Source organism: Streptomyces sp. NPDC046215, assembly GCF_040646215.1.
GTDB classification, from domain to species: domain Bacteria; phylum Actinomycetota; class Actinomycetes; order Streptomycetales; family Streptomycetaceae; genus Streptomyces; species Streptomyces stramineus.
This window is the reverse complement of sequence record NZ_JBEYZW010000036.1, coordinates 16,114-36,766: the sequence shown is the minus strand read 5'-3', so window position 1 is coordinate 36,766 and position 20,653 is coordinate 16,114. Positions and strand designations below refer to the sequence as shown.

The 20,653-nt window shown below is 71.7% G+C and carries 22 protein-coding genes; 12 read left to right on the top strand and 10 right to left on the bottom strand.

The window, feature by feature from the left end; genetic code table 11:
• The first annotated feature begins 63 nt into the window (after positions 1-63).
• The 3 genes from ABZ951_RS17685 to moaA all read left to right on the top strand — a co-directional run bounded on the left by ABZ951_RS17685 (position 64) and on the right by moaA (position 3,131).
• Positions 64-390, top strand: coding sequence for a DUF485 domain-containing protein (locus tag ABZ951_RS17685; RefSeq protein ID WP_344096507.1), 327 nt, complete (start codon positions 64-66; stop codon positions 388-390).
• On the top strand, positions 387-2,009 hold the full coding sequence (locus tag ABZ951_RS17680) for a cation acetate symporter (RefSeq protein ID WP_344096496.1): 1,623 nt from the start codon (positions 387-389) through the stop codon (positions 2,007-2,009). Before ABZ951_RS17685 ends, ABZ951_RS17680 begins: the two co-directional genes overlap by 4 nt.
• A gap of 132 nt (positions 2,010-2,141) precedes the next feature.
• A complete protein-coding gene (gene moaA / locus ABZ951_RS17675; protein ID WP_344096494.1) occupies positions 2,142-3,131 on the top strand; it encodes a GTP 3',8-cyclase MoaA in 990 nt (329 codons plus the stop codon).
• Between the two features lie 54 nt (positions 3,132-3,185).
• Here moaA and ABZ951_RS17670 read toward each other — a convergent pair whose 3' ends face one another.
• Positions 3,186-3,410 carry a hypothetical protein gene (locus ABZ951_RS17670; protein WP_344096492.1) on the bottom strand — a complete coding sequence of 75 codons (225 nt, stop codon included), beginning with the start codon at positions 3,408-3,410 and terminating at the stop codon, positions 3,186-3,188.
• 231 nt (positions 3,411-3,641) lie between these two features.
• Positions 3,642-4,028, bottom strand: a complete 387-nt coding sequence (locus ABZ951_RS17665; RefSeq protein WP_344096505.1) for a DUF3099 domain-containing protein — start codon at positions 4,026-4,028, stop codon at positions 3,642-3,644.
• 223 nt (positions 4,029-4,251) lie between these two features.
• Here ABZ951_RS17665 and ABZ951_RS17660 point away from each other — a divergent pair, with 223 nt between their 5' ends.
• The gene (locus ABZ951_RS17660) at positions 4,252-4,530 is read left to right on the top strand and encodes a GlsB/YeaQ/YmgE family stress response membrane protein (RefSeq protein ID WP_344096490.1); all 279 of its coding nucleotides are present in this window, start codon (positions 4,252-4,254) and stop codon (positions 4,528-4,530) included.
• 80 nt (positions 4,531-4,610) lie between these two features.
• Here ABZ951_RS17660 and tyrS read toward each other — a convergent pair whose 3' ends face one another.
• The gene (tyrS, locus tag ABZ951_RS17655) at positions 4,611-6,035 is read right to left on the bottom strand and encodes a tyrosine--tRNA ligase (RefSeq protein WP_344096487.1); all 1,425 of its coding nucleotides are present in this window, start codon (positions 6,033-6,035) and stop codon (positions 4,611-4,613) included.
• A gap of 107 nt (positions 6,036-6,142) precedes the next feature.
• Complete coding sequence (locus tag ABZ951_RS17650) at positions 6,143-7,555, bottom strand: metallopeptidase TldD-related protein (protein ID WP_344096484.1); 1,413 nt, start codon at positions 7,553-7,555, stop codon at positions 6,143-6,145.
• A gap of 359 nt (positions 7,556-7,914) precedes the next feature.
• On the opposite strand from ABZ951_RS17650, the gene ABZ951_RS17645 reads away from it, so the two are divergent.
• A complete protein-coding gene (locus tag ABZ951_RS17645) occupies positions 7,915-8,388 on the top strand; it encodes a CPCC family cysteine-rich protein (protein ID WP_344096482.1) in 474 nt (157 codons plus the stop codon).
• Positions 8,389-8,401: 13 nt separating this feature from the next.
• On the opposite strand, the gene ABZ951_RS17640 is transcribed toward ABZ951_RS17645, so the two are convergent.
• The 4 genes from ABZ951_RS17640 to ABZ951_RS17625 form a co-directional block, all read right to left on the bottom strand.
• A complete protein-coding gene (locus tag ABZ951_RS17640; RefSeq protein WP_344096480.1) occupies positions 8,402-9,151 on the bottom strand; it encodes a creatininase family protein in 750 nt (249 codons plus the stop codon).
• Positions 9,152-9,222: 71 nt separating this feature from the next.
• Positions 9,223-10,119, bottom strand: coding sequence for a bifunctional diaminohydroxyphosphoribosylaminopyrimidine deaminase/5-amino-6-(5-phosphoribosylamino)uracil reductase RibD (gene ribD, locus ABZ951_RS17635; protein WP_344096478.1), 897 nt, complete (start codon positions 10,117-10,119; stop codon positions 9,223-9,225).
• Entirely contained in the window at positions 10,120-10,917 is a 798-nt protein-coding gene (locus tag ABZ951_RS17630) for a hypothetical protein (protein ID WP_344096476.1), read from the bottom strand. It abuts the gene before it with no gap.
• Complete coding sequence (locus tag ABZ951_RS17625; RefSeq protein ID WP_344096474.1) at positions 10,910-12,445, bottom strand: TldD/PmbA family protein; 1,536 nt, start codon at positions 12,443-12,445, stop codon at positions 10,910-10,912. Before ABZ951_RS17625 ends, ABZ951_RS17630 begins: the two co-directional genes overlap by 8 nt.
• 205 nt (positions 12,446-12,650) lie before the next feature.
• Between ABZ951_RS17625 and fabG the strand changes: the two genes are divergently transcribed.
• The 7 genes from fabG to ABZ951_RS17590 all read left to right on the top strand — a co-directional run bounded on the left by fabG (position 12,651) and on the right by ABZ951_RS17590 (position 17,262).
• Positions 12,651-13,355 (top strand): 3-oxoacyl-[acyl-carrier-protein] reductase, encoded by a 705-nt coding sequence (gene fabG / locus ABZ951_RS17620; RefSeq protein ID WP_344096472.1) that lies wholly within the window; start codon positions 12,651-12,653, stop codon positions 13,353-13,355.
• Between the two features lie 5 nt (positions 13,356-13,360).
• A complete protein-coding gene (fabI, locus tag ABZ951_RS17615) occupies positions 13,361-14,131 on the top strand; it encodes an enoyl-ACP reductase FabI (RefSeq protein WP_344096470.1) in 771 nt (256 codons plus the stop codon).
• Positions 14,132-14,417: 286 nt separating this feature from the next.
• The gene (locus ABZ951_RS17610) at positions 14,418-14,744 is read left to right on the top strand and encodes a hypothetical protein (RefSeq protein ID WP_344096468.1); all 327 of its coding nucleotides are present in this window, start codon (positions 14,418-14,420) and stop codon (positions 14,742-14,744) included.
• A gap of 83 nt (positions 14,745-14,827) precedes the next feature.
• On the top strand, positions 14,828-16,111 hold the full coding sequence (locus ABZ951_RS17605) for an MFS transporter (protein WP_344096465.1): 1,284 nt from the start codon (positions 14,828-14,830) through the stop codon (positions 16,109-16,111).
• Positions 16,112-16,152: 41 nt separating this feature from the next.
• On the top strand, positions 16,153-16,269 hold the full coding sequence (locus ABZ951_RS17600) for an SGM_5486 family transporter-associated protein (protein WP_344096463.1): 117 nt from the start codon (positions 16,153-16,155) through the stop codon (positions 16,267-16,269).
• Positions 16,270-16,445: 176 nt separating this feature from the next.
• Complete coding sequence (locus tag ABZ951_RS17595; RefSeq protein WP_344096461.1) at positions 16,446-16,658, top strand: hypothetical protein; 213 nt, start codon at positions 16,446-16,448, stop codon at positions 16,656-16,658.
• A gap of 85 nt (positions 16,659-16,743) precedes the next feature.
• The gene (locus tag ABZ951_RS17590; RefSeq protein ID WP_344096459.1) at positions 16,744-17,262 is read left to right on the top strand and encodes a histidine phosphatase family protein; all 519 of its coding nucleotides are present in this window, start codon (positions 16,744-16,746) and stop codon (positions 17,260-17,262) included.
• A 206-nt stretch (positions 17,263-17,468) separates the two neighbouring features.
• On the opposite strand, the gene serB is transcribed toward ABZ951_RS17590, so the two are convergent.
• Both serB and ABZ951_RS17580 read right to left on the bottom strand, forming a co-directional pair.
• A complete protein-coding gene (gene serB, locus ABZ951_RS17585; RefSeq protein ID WP_344096457.1) occupies positions 17,469-18,707 on the bottom strand; it encodes a phosphoserine phosphatase SerB in 1,239 nt (412 codons plus the stop codon).
• 105 nt (positions 18,708-18,812) lie between these two features.
• The gene (locus ABZ951_RS17580) at positions 18,813-20,441 is read right to left on the bottom strand and encodes a streptophobe family protein (RefSeq protein ID WP_361280196.1); all 1,629 of its coding nucleotides are present in this window, start codon (positions 20,439-20,441) and stop codon (positions 18,813-18,815) included.
• Positions 20,442-20,653: the final 212 nt, after the last annotated feature.

Here is a 20,653-nt window from a genome sequence, read left to right as displayed (position 1 = left end):
GGAGAGACCGTGGACACCGCACCAACCACCGCGCAGGGGCCGGACGAGCCCGGCTGCCCCGCCCTGCCCGGCGCCCCGGCCGGGCCCGACCGCTACCGGGCGGTCCAGGCCAGTGCCGAATTCGGGGAACTGCGCCGCGCCCAGCGCTCCTTCGCCTTCCCCCTCACCATCGCCTTCGTCAGCTGGTACCTGCTCTACGTCCTGCTCTCCAACTACGCGGGCGATTTCATGGGCACCACGGTGGTGGGCCACATCAACATCGCGTTCGTCTTCGGCCTCGCGCAGTTCCTCACCACCTTCCTGATCGCCTGGTGGTACTCCCGGCACGCCGCGGCCGAGCTCGACCCGAAGGCCGAGGCCCTGCGGGCGCGCCTGGAGGCCGGGGAATGACCGGCACGACCACGCTCGCCGCCGCGGCGGCCACCGAGCACCGCACCCTGATCATCACGCTCTTCTCGGTCTTCGTCGCCGCGACCCTCGCCATCACCGTCTGGGCCGGCCGGCAGACCAAGGACGCCACCGACTTCTACGCGGGCGGCCGCTCGTTCACCGGCTTCCAGAACGGCCTGGCCATCTCCGGTGACTACATGTCCGCCGCGTCCTTCCTCGGCATCGCCGGCGCCATCTCCCTCTTCGGCTACGACGGGTTCCTCTACTCCATCGGCTTCCTCGTCGCCTGGCTGGTCGCCCTGCTGCTGGTCGCCGAACCGCTGCGCAACTCCGGCCGCTTCACCATGGCCGACGTGCTCGCCTACCGCCTGCGCCAGCGGCCGGTGCGCACCGCCGCGGGCACCTCCACCATCGTCGTCTCGATCTTCTACCTGCTGGCCCAGATGGTCGGCGCGGGCGCGCTCGTCGCCCTGCTGCTCGGCGCCACCGGCGAGGGCTCCCGCCGCTGGATCATCGCGCTCGTCGGCCTGGTGATGGTCCTTTACGTGACCATCGGCGGCATGAAGGGCACCACCTGGGTGCAGATCGTCAAGGCCGTGCTGCTCATCGCGGGCACCCTGCTCATCACGATCCTCGTACTCAACAAATTCAACTGGAACATCTCCACCCTCCTCGGCGAGGCCGCCCGGGAGAGCGGCAAGGGCAAGGCGTTCCTGGAACCCGGCCTCCAGTACGGCAAGGACGGCACCTCCAAGCTGAACTTCATCTCGCTCGGCCTGGCCCTCGTCCTCGGCACCGCCGGACTGCCGCACATCCTCATCCGCTTCTACACCGTGCCCACCGCCAAGGCCGCCCGGAAGTCCGTGAACTGGGCCATCGGCATCATCGGCGCCTTCTACCTGATGACGATCGCCCTCGGCTTCGGCGCGGCGGCCCTCGTCGGCCCCAAGGCGATCACCGCCTCCAACGAGTCCGGCAACACCGCGGCCCCGCTGCTCGCCGAGACGGTCGGCGGCGGCGCCGGCTCCACCGGCGGCGCGGTCCTCCTCGCGGTGATCTCGGCGGTCGCCTTCGCCACCATCCTCGCCGTGGTCGCCGGCCTCACCCTCGCCTCCTCCGCGTCCTTCGCCCACGACCTGTGGGCCAACGTCATCCGCAAGGGCAGGACGAGCGAGAAGGAGGAGATCCTCACCGCCAAGTGCGCGGCCGTCGTCATCGGCGCGATCTCCATCGTGCTCGGGATCTTCGCCCACCGGCTCAACGCGGCCGCCCTGGTGGCCCTGGCCTTCGCCGTGGCGGCCTCGGCCAACCTCCCCACGATCCTCTACAGCCTCTTCTGGAAGCGCTTCACCACCCGGGGCGCCCTGTGGTCGATCTACGGCGGGCTGATCTCCTCCGTCACCCTGGTGATCTTCTCGCCGGTCCTCTCCGGCAACGCCAAGGCGCTCTTCCCCGGCATGAGCTTTGACTACTTCCCCCTCGCCAACCCCGGCCTCGTCTCCATCCCGCTGGGCTTCCTGCTCGGCTGGCTGGGGTCCGTGCTCTCCAAGGAGCAGGCCGACGCCGGGAAGTACGCCGAACTGGAGGTCCGCTCCCTCACCGGCCACGGCGCCCACTGACGCGGAGCCCCCTCCCGGCGGCCCCTCCTTCCGTACGCGCACTTCAACGATCTGTTGAACGTCAGAGGCATCGCGTACGCTGCGGAACACCGAACGACACACTCGTTCCCGTCCGCAGGAGGGGCCGCCACCGTGCTCATCGACACCTACGGTCGCGCTGCCACGGACCTGCGCGTCTCCCTGACCGACCGCTGCAACCTCCGCTGCACCTACTGCATGCCCGAAGAGGGCCTGGCCTGGCTCGCCAAGCCGGATCTCCTCACCGACGACGAGATCGTCCGGCTCATCCGCATCGCCGTCACCGACCTCGGCATCACCGAGGTCCGCTTCACCGGCGGCGAACCCCTCCTGCGCCCCGGCCTCGTCTCCCTCGTCGAGCGCTGCGCCGCCCTCCGGCCGCGCCCCCGGATGTCACTGACCACCAACGGCATAGGTCTCGGCCGCACCGCCCGGGCACTGAAGGACGCGGGCCTCGACCGCGTCAACGTCTCCCTCGACACCCTGCGCCCCGGCGTCTTCCAGACCCTGACCCGGCGCAAGCGCCACCAGGACGTCCTGGACGGCCTCGCGGCCGCCCGCGCCGCCGGGCTCACCCCCGTCAAGGTCAACGCCGTCCTGATGCCCGGCCTCAACGACGACGAGGCCCCCGAGCTCCTCGCCTGGGCCGTCGCGAACGACTACGAGCTCCGCTTCATCGAGCAGATGCCCCTCGACGCCCAGCACGGCTGGAAGCGCGACGGCATGATCACCGCGGGGGACATCCTCGCGAGCCTGCGCACCCGCTTCCGCCTCACCCCCGAGGGCGAGGAGGAGCGCGGCGCCGCGCCGGCCGAGCGCTGGCTCGTCGACGGCGGCCCCGCCCGCGTCGGCGTCATCGCCTCCGTCACCCGCCCGTTCTGCGGCTCCTGCGACCGCACCCGGCTCACGGCCGACGGCCAGATCCGCACCTGCCTCTTCGCGCGGGAGGAGTCCGATCTGCGCGGCGCGCTGCGGTCCGGCGCCACGGACGGGGAGATAGCGGCGCTGTGGAAGCGCGCCATGTGGGGCAAGAAGGCCGGGTCCGGCCTCGACGACCCCTCGTTCCTGCAGCCGCAGCGCCCCATGTCGGCGATCGGCGGCTGAGCCCGCGGCGGCCGGGCCCCCGGCGGCCGGGCACGGCCTCGGGAGCGGGCGGCTTCAGGAGCGGGCGGCGGCCTCCCACTCCTGCAAGGTCACCACGTCCTTGAGGAAGCCGCGCAGATCAAGGAAGTTGGACAGGTGTTCGCGGTGCTCCTCGCACGCGAGCCACGTCTTGCGGCGCTCCGGCGTGTGCAGCTTCGGGTTGTTCCACGCCAGCACCCACACCGCGGCGGCGCGGCAGCCCTTGGCGGAACAGATCACAGCAGTCTCAGGGGGGTTCACACCTCAGACTGTACGTCCCCGGACCCGGGGGAAGGCCGTGGGAACACGGCGACGCCGGGCAGCCACGGGGGGAGCCGCCCGGCGTCGGTCTGTCGCTCCGACGGGGGATGCGGAGCGCTTACGAAGTATGTCACGGGGTGCCCGGCGGGCGGCACCGAAACCACATGATTGATCTGAGCTTTTCTTGAGCTTGACGGGGCGCACGACGGCGCGCTCCGACCGCTCCGGGCATCAGCCGTGGTCACGCCGCTGATCGTCGGAAGACGGCCGCGGAGCCCCCGCGCCGGCTTCCGCCGCGGATTCCGTCATGTTCCGCTCCGGAGCCGCGTGCAGCATCGGACGCGCGGGCGGCGGGACGAACGTACCGGGCAGCGAAGGGGCGTTCTCCCGGCCCGCGTTGGCGATGACGACGGCGACATAGGGCAGCAGCGCCCCCAGTACCAGCGTGCCGATGGCCACATAGCGCTCGACGTTCCACAGCACCACGGTGAGCACCACCGACAGGGTGCGGATCAGCATCGAGACGACATACCGGCGCTGCCGGCCGCGCACATCCTCGGCCAGTCCCTGACGGGCCCCGGTGATCCTGAAGACCTCCGGCCCGCCCTGCTTCCGCATCACGTTCCACCACCTGATCGCCGCGCCGGGGCGCCTGTATCCAGGACGTACCCCACGTTACGCCGCGCCGGGCCCCGGTACGAGACCGGGCCCGCCCCACGACGGCCGCCCCGACCTGCACCTCTCTCGTACGTACGGCGTACGGCCCGGTCCGAAGTGCGCCGTACCGGCAGCGGCCCCAGAATGGCGGAGCACGCCATATCGCGCCGTATGAGGAGGCGACATGAGCTGGTTGTGGGCCATCATCGTGGGACTGGTGCTGGGTCTGATCGCCAAGGCGATCCTGCCGGGCAAGCAACAGATCCCGCTCTGGCTGACGGTCATCTTCGGCATGATCGGCAGCGTCCTCGGCAACTGGGCGGCCACCGGTCTGGACATCAACGAGACCAAGGGCATCGACTGGGGCCGCCACCTGCTGCAGCTGGCGGGCGCGGTGCTCGTGGTCGGCATCGGCGACCGGCTGTGGGCCTCGATGCGGGGCGGCAAGCGCAAACACGCCTGACGGACGGGACCGCAGGGGGCGGCCGGTGCGCACGGTGTGCGCGCGAGCCGCCCCGCGGCTCTCACGGGCCCTGGAGGGCCCTACAGACCGCTCAGCTGGGCGATCTTGCGCCCGGCCTTGAGGTACACCCCGGACGGCTCGCTCACCCCGGCCGCCGCTGCCTTGGCCAGGGTCTCCGCGACCACCTCGCCCAGCGGACGGACGGCCTCGGCCTCGGCCAGCACGACCGACTCCGAGCCGCCCGCGTGCTCGACGATCAGCCGCAGGCCGTTCTGCTTGGCGACGCGGCGGGCCGCCGAGGCGCTCGGCTGGAAGCCCAGGACCTGGCTGAGCACGGCCGTCGCGGGCTCCGAGCCGTGCTCCGCCAGCTCCACCACCGGCAGCGACTCCACGTCCGTGAAGCTCTTCTTCGAGAACTGCGCGACGAACCCGGCCCGCGCCGCCATGGCCGCCTCGACCCCGTAGAGCGCGGTCACGACCTCGCCCGCCAGGACCTTCTTGAGGTCCATCGGGTGCAGCGACCGCTCCTCGATCCGGCGGAGGACGAGGGCGACCTCCTGGTCCGTCCACTCGGTCCACGCCTTGAGGTACGGCTCCATCAGCCGGTCCGGCACCGACATGATCTTGCCGAACACGTCCTCGGCGGGTGCCGTCAGGCCGACGTAGTTGCCCTTGGACTTGGACATCTTCGCGCCCGTGCCGTCCGTGCCCTCGATCAGCGGCATCGTGACGACGAGCTGCGGCTTCTGGCCCCGCAGCTCCATCAGCTTGCGGCCCATCTGCAGATTGAGCAGCTGGTCGGCGCCGCCCAGCTCGACGTCGCACTCCAGGGCGACCGAGTCCAGGCCCTGCGCGATCGGGTACAGCAGCTCCGACATCGTCAGGCCCGAGCCGGCGGCCAGCCGGGTCCGGAAGTCCTCACGCTGCAGCAGCTGCGAGACCGGCACCTGGGAGAGCAGGCCGAGCAGCTCCGGGAAGGTGTACGGCGCCAGCCACTCGCTGTTCTGCCGGAAGCTGACCTTCTCGAAGTCGAAGAACGGCCGGACCTGCTCCCGGTAGCCGGCCAGGTTCCGGGCGATGTCCTCGTCGGTCAGCGGCGGGCGCTCGGCCGTACGGCCCGTCGGGTCGCCGATCTTGGCCGTGAAGTCGCCGATGAGCAGCGTGACGTCGTGGCCCATGCGCTGGAAGCGGCTGAGGATGATCACCGGGACGGCGTGACCGAGGTGCACGTCGGCCGCGGTGGGGTCGATGCCCAGCTTGATGCTCAGGCCCTTGCCCGCGGCCCGGCGCTCCTCGATGCGCGCGGCGAGCTTGTCCACGCCGGGCAGCACCTCGACGGTGCGCGAGGCGATCAGCTCGGCCTGCTCCTTCGCCGGGAGATCCGTCAGATCGAGATAGCGCCGCGAGCCCGTCTCCGTGAGCAGCCGCTGGACGGTCTGGTCGGAGGAGAGGTCCTGCGCGAGGAGCTCGCCGGCGCGGGCGACGGATTCGCCGAGGCGTGTCATGACATTCCTGGTGATCGGTGGGACTGACGGACGGGGGACCGCGTACAGAAGAGGGGGACGGGGTGGACGCGGACCAGTCTATTCGGCCCGCTCACGCGCCCCGCCGCTCACACCCCCCGGCTGACCGAGCTCATGTTGAAGTCCGGCACCCGCAGCGCGGGCATCGCGGCACGGGTGAAGTAGTCGCCCCACTCGCGCGCCAGCGTGGGCTCGGTGCGCCCCGCCTCGGTGGCACGGGAGAGCAGCGAGACCGGCGATTCGTTGAAGCGGAAGTTGTTGACCTCCCCGACGACCTCGCCCTTCTCCACCAGGTAGACACCGTCGCGGGTCAGCCCGGTCAGCAGCAGGGACGCGGGGTCGACCTCGCGGATGTACCACAGGCAGGTCAGCAGCAGCCCCCGCTCGGTGCCGGCGACCATCTCCTCCAGCGAACGGGAGCCGCCCGCGTCCAGGATCAGGTTGTCCGTGGCGGGGGCCACCGGCAGACCGGTCAGGGCGGCGCTGTGGCGGGTCGTGACCAGCCGGTCCAGCACACCGTCGCGGATCCAGTCCGTGGCACCGATCGGCAGCCCGTTGTCGAAGACGGACACGTCGTCCCCCGAGCTCGCCGCCAGCACGAACGGCGCGCACTCCAGGCCCGCGGCGGCCGGGTCGCTGCGCAGGGTCAGCGGCAGCCCGGACAGCTTCTCGCCGACCCGGGTGCCGCCGCCGGACCGGGAGAAGACCGTGCGGCCCTCGAAGGCGTCCCGGGCGGCCGCCGACCACATCTGGTAGATGAGCAGGTCGGCCACGGCGGACGGCGGGAGCAGCGTCTCGTACCGGCCGGCGGGCAGCTCCACCCGCCGGGCCGCCCAGCCGAGCCGCCGCGCCAGCTCGGCGTCCAGCGCCGCCGGGTCCACGTCCGTGAAGTCCCGGGTGGCCCGCCCGGCCCAGGCCGAGCGCGGCGCCCCCTCGCCCGCCGACTTGGCGTTGAGCTCCAGGGTGCCGGTGGGCTGGTCGTGGCGCAGCCGCAGCCCCGCCGAGGTGCCCAGATAGGACGAGACGACCTCGTGACGGGCGAAGCCGTACAGCTCCCGGCCCTCGGCCCGGGCCCGGGCGAAGGACTCGCCGAGCGCGGGCGCGAAGGCGTCGAAGACGGCGGCTGAGGTCTCCTGGGGCGCATCCGTGAAGGAGGGGGAGTGCGGGGCGCCCGCCACCAGCGGCTGCGCGTCCTCGGCCGGACCGGCCGCCCGGGCGGCCTCCTCGGCGGCCCGCACCAGCGGCTCCAGCTCGGCCGCGGTGACGGCGGACCGGGAGACGACACCGGAGGCGGTGCCCTCGGCGCCGTCGACGGTGGCGATCACGGTGACGGTACGGCCGCGGGTGATGCCGTTGGTGGTCAGGGCATTGCCCGCCCACCGCAGATTGGCGGTGGACTGCTCACTCGCGATCACCACACAGCCGTCGGCCCGGGACAGCCCCAGGGCCCGCTCGACGATCTCGTGCGGCTGGTTCGCCTTACGCGTCGGACGAGAACTCATCGACCGGCCTCCTGCGTGGTGTCGGGGGCGTTCACGCCCTGGAAGGAGGCCGAGGGGAAGCCGTGCGAGACGGCAGCCGTCGGGCCCCGGGAGTCTGCGAGCCTACTGATCAACGGCCATGCTGGCCGAGGCGCGCACGCCGTAGCAAGAGACTTGCGGTTTCGTGCGCGCGCAGGTCGCTGACGTCGGCCCGCCGCTCGGGCGCCGATCGCGCGGGTGAGCCCCCGACGGCCCGGCCCTTCACGCGCTCACCCCGATGCGCAAGGCTACGCCCAATAGATTGGAGCGAGCCGGGCGCGGCCTCCCGCGATGCACCCGGCCGCAGTGCGGCAGCGGGCCCCTTGTCTAAGATGCGGTGAATGAACGGTTCAGAGAGCTCGCAAAGCTCCGGGAGTCTCAGCGGCATAGCCGCGGATCTCGCGGAGCCGATCGCCGTTCAGGTGCCTGCCGGGGGTTGGCTGCCGTGCCCGTGTTGTGGGCACCAGGTGTTCAGCGAGCTGTGGTCGGACGAAATCTGCGATGTCTGCTTCTGGCAGGAGAGCCCTTTCCAGCTCCGCTATCCCTGGGCACAGGTCGGCCCGAACGGCGGTCTGAGCCTCATTGAGGCGCAGACCAATTACCAGGAGTTCGGCGCGGTGGAGGAGCGGCACCGGCGTCATGTTCGTCCGCCGGCCGGGGACGAGCCCGTGGATCCGGGCTGGCGCCCCGTCGACCCGTCACGGGATCCCTTCGAACAGGACGTCAGCAGCGACCCTCCACCCGGGGACCTTGCGACCCTGTACTGGTGGCGACCGGACTATTGGCGGCGACACGAGAAGCCTGGCGTCTGCTAGCCCTGGGGTTCCGTCAGGCGCCTCCCGCCTCGTCCGAAGCGTTCAGGACGTTCACACCCGAGATCAGGCCCAGATGGGCTTGGGCTGTCCTGGAGAAGCTGTCCAGGAGTGCTTTGCCCTTGGCGGCAGTAGCCAATGAAGGCTGTCCGATGATGCCGTTGGTGGTGTAGCCGGTCATGCCCAGCGTGAGCAGGTGAGGCCGCTTGGGTGCCGAGTGATCGTCTGCGTCTATGCCGTCGCGTACGAGGTGGGGTGCACCGTGGAGGAGGAGGGAGACCTCGAGTTCTCCGCCGTGCATGTCTTCGGCGCTGCTGCTCTCCAGGGCGGCGTCGGCACGGGCCTGGGCGCGGTCCTCGCTGCCGGGGAAGAGGGCGACGCGGGGGCCGTTGACGTTGAGCTCCTGGACGATGTTCGACAGGACGTAGTTGCCGCCGTGGCCGTTCACGATGATCAGGCCCGGGTGGCCGGCTGCTTCGAGCGAGTGCCAGATGTCGTTGACCATCGAGTACAGGGTGGCGGCGCTGATGCTGACGGTGCCGGCCATCGGGGCATGCTCGTGGGAGCAGGTGATCGTAATCGGCGGCAGGAGGAACAGGCCGTGGTCGTCGGCCAGGCGGCGGGCGATCAGGCAAGCGATCACGGTGTCGGTGATCAGCGGCAGGTGTTCGCCGTGTTGCTCGAAGCTGCCGACGGGGAGGACGGCGACGGCTCGGCCGCGTTGACGCTCGTCGCCGCTGGTGGCTTGCGTGATCAGTTCGTCCATGGCCTCAGCATCTCTCAACGCTTCCGAGGGCGCGGAGCGTGGTCGGCGGTTTTCTGACGCCCACCCGGGAGCTACGGGCCTTCCGTCGCCCGGTGGGCGGTGAGACGTACGGTCCGGCCATTTCGCGCTACGTCCGTGAGGCGGAATCCCTCGGGGATCACCGGGACCGCCGGCCCGGCCGGTTCGGACGACGGCGGCGTCTTCGGCAGGTGGACGACGACTTGATCCACATGGGCGGCGAGCAGATCAACCGCTCGGTTGTCCCTGCCTTCGATCAGCACCGACCGCGCTCCCGCCTCGCTGAGGGTGCGGAGAACCTTGACGGGGTCGCTGCTGAGCCCCGCGTCCGGTACGCGGAACGCCCCGGGGCCGTGGCCGCCCGGTACGCCCTCCTGGATTGCCTCCGTCGGGATGATGACCAGGTCGTGCGTGCTGCGTAGCTCGCGAATGTCCGGTGCTGCCGCGTTTACTTCACCCTCGGACGCGGACGTGCTGGCCGTATAGGCCCACGTGAGGAAGGGGCGGTCCCTCCGCAGTGAGTGCAGCCAGGGGCCAAGGACGAGCAGGGCTTCTTCCTCCAGTACCCCCTGTTCGACCTCGATGCCCTCCTGTCTGAGGACCGCGGCGCCGCCTTCGCCTCGTGACGTGGGGTCCATGACGGCGATCAGTACGCGCGAGACCCGCGCGTCGATCAGCGCCTGTCGGCACGGCGGCGTCCGGCCGTGGTGATTGCAGGGCTCCAGCGTCACCACCGCAGTGCCGCCGTGGGCGCGTTCTCCGGCCGCGGAGAGCGCGTTGACTTCCGCGTGGTGGTCGCCCTTGCGGGCGTGGTACCCCTCCCCGGCAGGGGCGCCGTCCCGATCGAGAATCACGCAGCCGACAGGCGGGTTCGGACTCGTCGTCCCGAGGCCCTGGGCGGAGATGGCTATAGCCCGCCGCATCGCCGCCAGTTCACTTGGTGTGGCCATTCAGACCCCCGGGTTCTCCTTGATGGCATCGAACAGGCCGCGCACTGCGGGCACGTTACTCGCCATAGCCAGTGAGTTGATCGCCGCCACTGTCTCTTGGAGAGTTCGCCCGGACCCGGAGCTACGCGCGATCCTCAAAGAGGATTCGGCTTGGCTGGCAGCTTCCTCGTACTCGTGGATTCCTGCGTAGGTCATGGCAAGCCTTGCTTGAGTCAGCCCTCGGTCCCGCTGGTACACACACGGAAGCTCCGCGAGAGATCGTTCAAGTGCTGGTACCGCCAGGTCCGGACGGGAAAGGTTGAGCCAGCAATTCGCGCGCTGGATCTCGACGTAGCCCGGCGTGCAGAAGTCTCCATGCCCTGACCTGGCGTCCTCCTGGCCGTCTGCGGATGCTGCGAATTCATGGGCCTGGTCCAACTTTCGCTGACAGGTGAGTTCGTCGCCATCGAGTGCGTAAGCCTGCGCCTCTTGCTGTATGGCAGCGGCGCGCATGGGGTTGGTCAAGGTCCGTTCGTGACGCTGGACTGCCTGTGCCAGACCGATAGCCTGACCGATGTTTCCCTTTGTTGTTGCCTGCTGGCTGCGACGGAACAAGGCCCATGACAGCATGCCGTCGTCCCCAGCCTCTGTGGCCCATTCCATCGCCTGACCAGTCCACCTCTCGGCCTCGGCCATGCCCATGGAGTCCTCGTGGAGCCATGCGGCGGACTCGGCGTACTGGGCCGACAGCTTCAGCAGTTCTTGTCGCTGCTCACCCCGGCTGGCGCACACCACAACCCAAGACGACTCTTCAGGCACCTCCCGCCTCGTCCGAAGCGTTCAGGACGTTCACACCCCGGAACAGCGCGGAGGGGCAACCGTGAGACACCGCGGCCACCTGTCCCGGCTGAGCCTTTCCGCAGTTGAAAGCCCCTCCCAGGACGTAGGTCTGGGGGCCGCCGATCCGCTCCATGGAGCCCCAGAACTCAGGGGTGATTCCCTGATAGGCAACATCCCGGAGCTGCCCGGCCAGTCGGCCGTTCCGGATTGCGTATGCCCTCTGTTGTGTGAACTGGAAGTTGTACCTCTGCATGTCGATCGACCACGAGCGGTCCCCGACCACATAGATGCCGTCGTCGACCCCGGAGATCAGCTCCTCCGTCGACGGCCCGTTCGGCGCCGGCCGCAGGGAGACGTTCGCCATCCGCTGCACCGGCACGTGCGAGGACGAGTCGGCGTACGCGCAGCCGTTGGACCGCTCGAAGCCCGTCAGGGCCGCGGTGCGCCGGTCCAGCTGGTAACCCGTGAGGACGCCGTCCTTGACGAGGTCCCAGGACTGGGCCGCCACGCCCTCGTCGTCGTAGCCGACGGTCGCCAGGCCGTGCTCGGTGGTGCGGTCGCCGGTCACGTTCATGATCTTGGAGCCGTACCTGAGGGTGCCCAGCTGGTCGAACGTCGCGAAGGACGTGCCCGCGTACGCCGCCTCGTAGCCCAGCGCCCGGTCCAGCTCGGTGGCGTGGCCGATCGACTCGTGGATCGTCAGCCACAGGTTGGACGGGTCGATCACCAGGTCGTACGTCCCGGCCCGCACGCTCGGCGCGCGCATCTTCTCCGCGAGCAGCGCCGGCATCTCCGCCAGCTCGGCGTCCCAGTCCCAGCCGGTGCCCGTCAGGTACTCCCAGCCCCGGCCGGCCGGCGGCGCGAGGGTGCGCATCGAGTCGAACCCGCCCGTCCCGTCCACGGCGACCGCCGTCAGCTGCGGGTGCAGCCGGATCCGCTGCTGGGTCGTCGTCGTGCCCGCCGTGTCCGCGTAGAACTTGTTCTCCTGCGCGGTCATCAGCGTCGCGTCCGTGTGCGCGACGCCCGGCGCCGCCAGCAGCCGCCCGCTCCACTCCGCCAGCAGGGCGGTCTTCTCCGCGTCCGGCACGTCGAAGGGGTTGACCTCGTAGGAGGAGACCCAGGTGCGCTCCTCGTGCACCGGCTCGGCCGCCAGCTCCACCCGCTCGTCGGAGCCGGCCGCGGCGATCACCTTGGCCGACAGCTTCGCCATGGCCACGGCCTGGCCGGCCACCCGGGCGGCCGCGTCCATCGTCAGCTCCACCCCCGCCGCGAACCCCCAGCTCCCGCCGTGCACCACCCGGACCGCGTAGCCCACGTCCGTGGCGTCCGAGGTGCCCGCGGGGCGGGCGTCGCGCAGCTTCCAGGACGCGCTGCGCACCCGCTCGAAGCGGAAGTCGGCGTGCTCGGCACCCAGCGCGCGGGCCCGCGCGAGGGCGGCGTCGGCCAGCGGCCGCAGCGGCAGGGCGAGGAACGAGTCGTCGATGGAACGGGGCGTGGAATGGGGCACAGGGTCCTCCCGGTGGTCGTCGCTGTGAATCATGTCGCGTCCGATCCGCCGCTGACCAGACTTTTCTGTAGGGACCCCACAGGGTCCGTGAGGCGCTCCTGTAAGAGGCGGGCTGCACGTCGGAGCCCCGGGCCCGATAGTTTTCGTACGGTACAGACGGCCATTGGCTGTCCACGGCACCTATACGTGAAGGAAGGGTGGTCCCTTGAGCCGCTCGGTTCTCGTCACCGGAGGAAACCGGGGCATCGGCCTCGCCATCGCCCGCGCCTTCGCCGATGCGGGTGACAACGTCGCCATCACCTACCGTTCCGGTGAGCCGCCCGCGGGTTTCCTCGCCGTCAAGTGCGACATCACGGACCCCGAGCAGGTCGAGCAGGCGTACAAGGAGATCGAGGAGAAGCAGGGCGCGGTCGAGGTGCTGGTGGCCAACGCCGGCGTCACCCGCGACCAGCTGCTGCTCCGGATGTCGGAGGAGGACTTCACCTCGGTGGTGGAGACCAACCTCACCGGCACCTTCCGGGTCGTCAAGCGGGCCTCGAAGGCCATGCTGCGCGCCCGCAAGGGCCGCATCGTGCTGATCTCGTCCGTGGTGGGCCTGCTGGGCTCCGCGGGCCAGGCCAACTACGCCGCCTCCAAGGCCGGACTGGTCGGCTTCGGCCGCTCGCTCGCCCGTGAGCTGGGCTCCCGCAACATCACCGTCAACGTCGTCGCCCCCGGCTTCGTCGACACCGATATGACCCGTGTGCTCAGCGACGAGCAGCGGGAGAGCATCACGAAGCAGATTCCGCTCGCGCGCTACGCGCAGCCCGAGGAGATCGCCGCCTCGGTCCGCTTCCTCGCCTCCGACGAGGCCGCATACATCACTGGAGCCGTCATTCCTGTCGACGGCGGATTGGGCATGGGTCACTGAACGTCATGAGTGGAATCCTCGCAGGCAAGCGCATCCTGGTCACGGGCGTCCTCACGGAGTCCTCGATCGCCTTCCAGGCCGCCAAGGTCGCCCAGAACGAGGGCGCCGAGGTCATCCTGACCGGCTTCGGGCGCCTCTCGCTCGTCGAGCGCATCGCCAAGCGGCTCCCGAAGCCCGCGCCCGTCATCGAGCTGGACGTCACCAACCAGGAGCAGCTGGACGGCCTGGCCGACAAGGTCCGTGAGCTCCAGGGCGACGACGCCCGCCTCGACGGCATCGTGCACTCCATCGCCTTCGGCCCCCAGGGCGCCTTCAACTTCCTGGAGGCGAGCTGGGAGGACGTCTCCACGGCCGTCCAGGTCTCGGCGTACTCGTACAAGTCGCTGACCATGGCCTGCCTGCCGCTGATGCCGCAGGGCGGCGCGGTCGTCGGTCTGACCTTCGACGCGCAGATCGCCTGGCCGAAGTACGACTGGATGGGCGTGGCCAAGGCGGCCCTGGAGGGCACCAACCGCTACCTCGCCCGCGACCTCGGTCCCAAGGGCATCCGCTGCAACCTGGTCTCGGCCGGTCCGATCAAGTCGATGGCCGCCAAGTCCATCCCGGGCTTCGAGGAGCTCGCGGACGTGTGGAACCACCGCGCCCCCATCGGCTGGGACCTGGCCGACCCGGAGCCCGCCGGCCGCGGCGTCGTCGGCATGCTGTCGGACTTCTTCCCCCGCACCACGGGCGAGATCGTCCACGTGGACGGCGGCGTGCACATGATGGGCGCGTAGCCTCTGCCGACGCGGCTCCGGGTTTGCCGTGGCCGCCCTGCGGCGGCGAGCGCCCTGCGGACGCGTCCTCAAGCGCCCCCCAGCCCACTGCTCCAGCGGTAGCCGGGGACGCTTGGGGCCACCGCCGCGCAGCGGCCGCGGCACATGATGGGCGCCCCGCGCCCTTCGCGCATCAGTGGTGCCCGCTCCCGGGTGACGGGGGCGGGCATCGCGCGTTCCCGGTCGTGCGCCGGGCCCCGCACCCGCACACTGGGGGGACGGCAGTGATGGAGGAGGCGGTACGGGCATGGACTTCCCATTCCGTCGTACGGCGGCCCTGCTGTTCACGGCCGCCGCACTGGCCGGCTCCATGAGCCCGGCGGCCCTCGCGGCCCCGGCCGGGCCCCAGGAGGCCGAGTGCCGCACGCGTGTCCAGGGCTCCCGCGCCAGCGCCGTCTGCTTCAACGGCAACGCCACGCCCGACCACGTTCAGCTGCACGTCGAGTGCGCCCGCTGGTGGGATCCGGACATGGACACCGCACCGGCCACGGTCGACCCGGCCCGCCACGTCTCGCTCACCGAGCGCTGCTGGCTGGAGATACGCCACGTCTGGGTGACGCACAGCCCGCGCTGAGCCGGCGGGCCGGGGACCGCCGGCGGAGACGCCGGGGACACCGTTGTCTGTGTCCATTCATCCCATGATCCTATGATTCGACCATGGCACCCAGGACTGACGGAGACGACACAGCGGCCGTTGCCGCCCCATCCACCTCACCCGGCAGGGCGCCGGACACCGCCCCCGCCACCGCCGCCGTGCGGCGCGGACTCCTGGTCGCGGGCCTCGTCATCGCCGCGCTCAACCTCCGCCCCGCCATCACCAGCCTCGGCTCGCTCCTGAAAGAGGTCCGCTCCGGCCTGGGCATGAACGGCGCCCTCGCCGGACTGCTCACCTCCGTACCCGCCCTCTGCTTCGCGCTCTTCGGCCTCGCCGCGCCACGGCTCGCCCGCCGCTGGGGCCCGGCGGCCGTCGTCTGCGCCGGAATGGCCGCCATAGCCGCCGGCCTGGTGGTGCGGCCGTTCACGGGCGGCGTGCCCGGCTTCCTGCTCCTCAGCGCCGTGGCCCTCGCCGGCATCGCGGTGAGCAACGTGCTGATGCCCGTCGTCGTCAAGGACTGGTTCCCCGACCGGGTCGGGGAGATGACCGGCGTCTACTCCATGGCCGTCGCCGCGGGCACCGCCACCGCCGCGGCCGCGACCGTCCCGCTGGCCGACGCGATGGGCGGCAGCTGGAAGCTGGGGCTCGCCTCCTGGGCCCTGCTCGCCGCCGCGGCGGCCCTGCTCTGGCTCGTCCTCACCCTCCGCACCCGGACCCGGACCCCCGGCCCCGCCGCACCCGCCGCCGATGTCGCACGGGAGGCACCCCGCACCAGCATCACCCGCAGCCCCACCGCCTGGGCCATGGCCGCCTTCTTCGGCCTCCAGGCCACCGGCGCCTACATCGCCATGGGCTGGATGCCGGCGATCTTCCGCGACGCCGGGATCTCCGCCTCCACCGCCGGGGCGCTGCTCGCGACGACCATGGTGATGGGCGTCCCCCTCAACTTCGTGCTGCCGACCCTCGCCGTCCGCGTGCACCAGGGCTTCCTGGTCGTCGCCCTCGCCGCGTGCGGGCTGGCCGGCTACGCCGGCCTGTGGCTGGACCCGGCCGGCGGCGCCTGGATCTGGGCCCTGCTGATCGGCATCTCCAACACCGCCTTCTCGCTCGCGCTCACGATGATCGGGATGCGGGCGCGCACCGGCGCGGGCGTGGTGCGGCTGTCGGCGTTCGCCCAGAGCGTCGGCTACCTCATCGCCATCCCCGGGCCGCTGCTCGTGGGCTGGCTCAACGAGAGCACCGGGGGCTGGGACCTGCCGATCGCCCTGATGGCGGCCCTGATGGTGCCTCAGGTCGTGGCGGGGGTGCTGGCGGGCCGCGACCGCACCGTCGAGGACGAGATCTGACCCGCCCGCCGGGCCCGGGGAGCGAATGGGACACTGGTGACATGCCTGTGCTCGAACCGAACCCCAAGAACGGCCAGAAGACGCTGGTCACCATCCTCGGCGCGATGCTCGCGATCACCGTCGTGATCGCCGTGATCGCGACGCTCGCCTCCCCCTGACCGGTCCGGCGCCGCACCGCCCCCGGACCGCACAGGGGGGCTAGCCCCCCGTCCCCTAGGGGGGCCGGCTCAGGGGCGAGTGGGTGGTTCACCGGATGGGAGCCGGCCGCCCGGCTCCGTAGGTTCGTAGTACACCGCGACGCAGCGGTGAGACGGACCGATTCGGAGGCGATCCCATGTCCGCCGGGACGAAAGCACGGACCACGGGCACCGTACAGACCAGGCTGCCGTGGTGGGCCCTGGCGCTGCCCGCCGCGGCCTTCGTGGCCCTGTTCGTGCTGCTGGCCGCGCCCGCCTCGGCCCACTCGGGCTCCTCCCCGGGCGCCGGCGGGTCCCTCGCCCGGGTGGTCGAACTGGTCCAGCACTCCCTCGGCGACCGGGTGCGATGACACCCGGCGGGCGCGCGTGACCCGAAGGGATCCGGCCTCCCAACACCCCGCGCCTCGCCACTCTTTTCATGCGAAGCTGGACAGCATGAGCGCCGAACCGACCCGCAGGATTGTTCTTCTCCGGCACGCCAAAGCCGAGTGGTCCGACGATTCCGACCATGAGCGCCCGCTCGCGGAGCGCGGCCGCAAGGATTCCCCGGTCGCCGGGCGCCGGCTCGCCACCGCCGGCATCATCCCCGACCTGGCCCTCTGCTCGACCTCCGTCCGCACCCGGGAGACCTGGAAGCTCGCCGTCCACGAGCTGCCCCAGCGCCCCCGCACGGTCTACGAGGACCGGCTCTACGAAGCGTCCCTCGGCGAGCTCATCGCACTGATCAGCGAGACCTCCGACGAGGTGGCCGACCTGCTGCTCGTCGGGCACAACCCCGGCATGCACGCCCTGGCCGACGCGCTGGCCGGCGAGGCCGAGGGCGACCTCCTGCCCCGGCTCAACCGCTCCGGGTTCCCCACCGCCTCGATCGCGGTGCTCACCTTCGCCGGCTCCTGGAAGAGCGTCGAACACGGCGTCGGCCGGCTGGTCGCCTTCTGGCCCCCGCACGAGTAGGTCGGCCGGCCGGGCGCGGGTGTGCGTCCCCGGGGCGCCCCCCGCGGACGGGGCCGCATGGGCCGCCTGCGGCGGGGCGCCTCACGGGCGCGTCCTCAAGCTCCCCCGGCTACCACTGAGAGGTACCTCAGGGGCTTGTTGTGTCTGAGCTCAGCCACGACAAGCCCGCACACGCCACGGGCCGCAGGCAATCCCCGAAGGCCGGCTCACTCGTGGTCGTGCGTGTTGGCCGCCTCGACCTCTTCCCGGGTGACACCCAGCAGATACAGCACGGCGTCCAGGAACGGCACGTTCACGGCGGTGTGCGCCGCCTGCCGCACTATCGGCTTCGCGTTGAACGCGATGCCCAGGCCCGCCGCGTTGAGCATGTCCAGGTCGTTGGCGCCGTCGCCGATCGCCACCGTCTGCGCCAGCGGGACGCCCGCCTCCGCGGCGAACCGCCGCAGCAGCCGGGCCTTGCCCGCCCGGTCCACGATCTCCCCGGTGACCCGGCCGGTCAGCCGGCCGTCCACCACCTCCAGGGTGTTGGCGGAGGCGAAGTCCAGCCCCAGCCGCTCCCGCAGATCGTCCGTGACCTGCGTGAACCCCCCGGAGACGACCCCCACCTGGTAGCCCAGCTGCTTCAGCGTCCTGATCAGGGTGCGGGCGCCCGGCGTCAGCCGCACCTCCGCCCGCACCTTGTCCACCACGGACTCGTCGAGCCCCGCCAGCAGCGCCACCCGGGCGTGCAGCGACTGCTCGAAATCCAGCTCACCGCGCATCGCCCGCGCGGTCACCTCCGCGACCTCGGCCTCGCACCCCGCGTGCGCCGCGAACAGCTCGATGACCTCGTCCTGGATCAGCGTCGAGTCCACGTCCATCACGATCAGGCGCTGCGCCCGGCGCTGCAGACCGGCCGCCACGACCGCCACGTCCACCCCGCGGGCCGCGGCCTCGGTGGCCAGCGCGGTGCGCAGCGCCTCCGTCTCCGTGCCCGAGACCGCGAATTCCACCGCCGTCACCGGGTACTTGGCGAGCCGGAAGATACGGTCGATGTTGCCGCCCGTGCCGGTGATCCGGGCCGCGATGGCCGCCGTCGACTCGGCGGTGAGCGGATGCCCGAGCACCGTGACGTGGGAACGGCCCGTGCCACGCGGCCGGTTGTCGCCCCGGCCGGAGATGATCTCCGCCTGGAGGTGCAGCGACTCCGCCCAGCTGTGCACGGTCGCCCGCAGCTCGCCCTCGGCGACGCCCTGCACCGACGGGGCGGTCACCAGGGCGCACAGGGTGATCCGGCCCCGGGTGACGACCTGCTCGATGTCGATGACGTCGACGGCGTAGGCCGCGAGCGTGTCGAACAGTCCGGCCGTGATGCCCGGCCGGTCCTTCCCGAAGATCTTGACGAGGAGAGTGGGGTCGTCGTCGCCGGTAACGGCTGCGGCAGGCGGGGTCTGCGATGCGCTCATGGTCCCCTAACCGTATCCGGCCCCGCGCCGGAGGCGTACAGGTGTCCCGCTGACCGGACGGCGAAGACTTGGGTTACCAAGAAGTGAACGCCCCGCCGCGAGGGGTCAGCGGCGGCCGCCGGGGGTGCCGGGCGGCCGGGGCGGCGGCGGGCCCTCGCCGGGCGGCCCGTCCCCGTAGCCCCGCCGCGGCCGGGGGCCGGGCGGGGGCAGCGGCCGGCCCGGCTGGGTCGGCGCGCCGGAGCGGTCGTCGAACAGGGGCCGCTTGTACGGGTTGGTGTCGTCGTGCGCCGGGCGGTACACCGGCGAGGGCGTGTACGGCCCCGGCAGTCGCGCCGCTTCCGGGTGGGCGCGGGGGAGGGGGCCGACCGGCGCGTACGCCCGCGCGCGCCTCCCCGCCACCCGGGCCCCGCACGCCAGCAGCCCCCCGGCCGCCCCGGCCGCCGCTCCCCACGCCGCGCCCAGGGCCAGCGCGACCGGGGCGTTGCCCCGCAGCTCCAGACCCGCTCCGAACGCGTCGAAGCCGAGCACCGACAGCCCGGCGTCCGCCTTGACCCGCGTCAGCGCCACCAGCAGCGGCAGCGCGAGCGCCGTGGCGGTCCCCAGCCCGACCGCGACCCGCGCCGCGAAGGCCACCGGGCCCAGGCCGTCGCGCGGCGTCCGCACCGCGGCCAGCACCCCGGCCGCGAGGATCATCAGCGCGCAGGCGACCGCCAGCAGCCACACCCGCGAGTCCAGCTCGGCCAGCCGTCCCAGGGTCACCGGCTCGTCCGCCTTGGCGCTGAGCAGCTCGTCGAGCGGCGCGGGGAGCACCTGGGACAGCACACCGGACGCCGTGCCGCGCCAGGGCACCAGCAGGCCCAGCGGTATCCCGAGCCACACCCCGTTCGGCGCCCCGAGCAGCGCGGCCCCGGTGATCCGCCCGGCGCGACCGTCGCTCACCGCCGCGTAGGCCGCGGCCGCCAGGCCCGCCGCGACCGCGAGGACCAGCACCGCGCACAGCGCCGAGACCGCCGGGCGGACGGAGCGGTGCAGCACTTCCCAGCCGGGGGGCGCCGGAGCCCTGCGCGCGGCCAGCAGCGCGATCAGCAGGACGCCCAGCACCCACACGGCACCCCCGGCGAGGGAGGGCCCGGTGCGCACGGAGAAGCCGACGGCGGCCCGGGCGTCCGCCAGGCCGCCGAGCCGCTCCGGCAGGCCGCCGATGCTCCCGAGGTCGCCCACCCCGGGAACGACCAGGCCGCCGTCGCCTCCCTTGCCCGGCTCCGGCAGGCCGAGGCCGGACCCGTCGAAGGTGACCGTGTCCTCGCCGGCCCAGGCCAGCCCGCCGAGGATCAGCAGGAAGAGCACGGCCACGGCGCCCGCCCGTGCGGCGAGCGCGGAGAGCCGCACGGTGGCGCCGGCCGACCGCAGGGACCGCGCGAAGATCATTCCCAGCATCAGGGCCCCCACGAGGCTCACCCCGAGTGGCGCGATTTCGATGGCGCTGTGCGCCGAGGCGCCCTTCAGCCCGAATGCCTCCACATCACCTGAAGGTGTGACGGAGCCGCCCACGGCGAGGACGACCACGGCCGCGGTCATCGGGCCGAGCGCGCCCGCCGCATCCGCCCCCAGCAGGTGCAGGCCGAGCGCCGCGACCCCTGCCATGGCGAGAAAAGCCCAGCTCACAGCCGCTATCGACGAGAGAATAAGCTCCACTGCGGCCCTTGGGCGCGCTCCCCGCGCGCCGCTGCCCATGGTCATGACGGCCCCCCCGTTCCCGACCTGTTGCCCGGAATGCGCATGATCCGTACGCATCCGTGGCGGTTACTACTGTCACGGCGGCTTTCGGTGCCGTCAACGGTGCCTGTTACAGGGTCGCGTCATTCCCCGACTTTCGGTTCGGGGACTGTGCCTGAAATAGTTCCTCCCGATGTTCGCCATCCCTAGACTCCCCGTGCAGGGGGCTC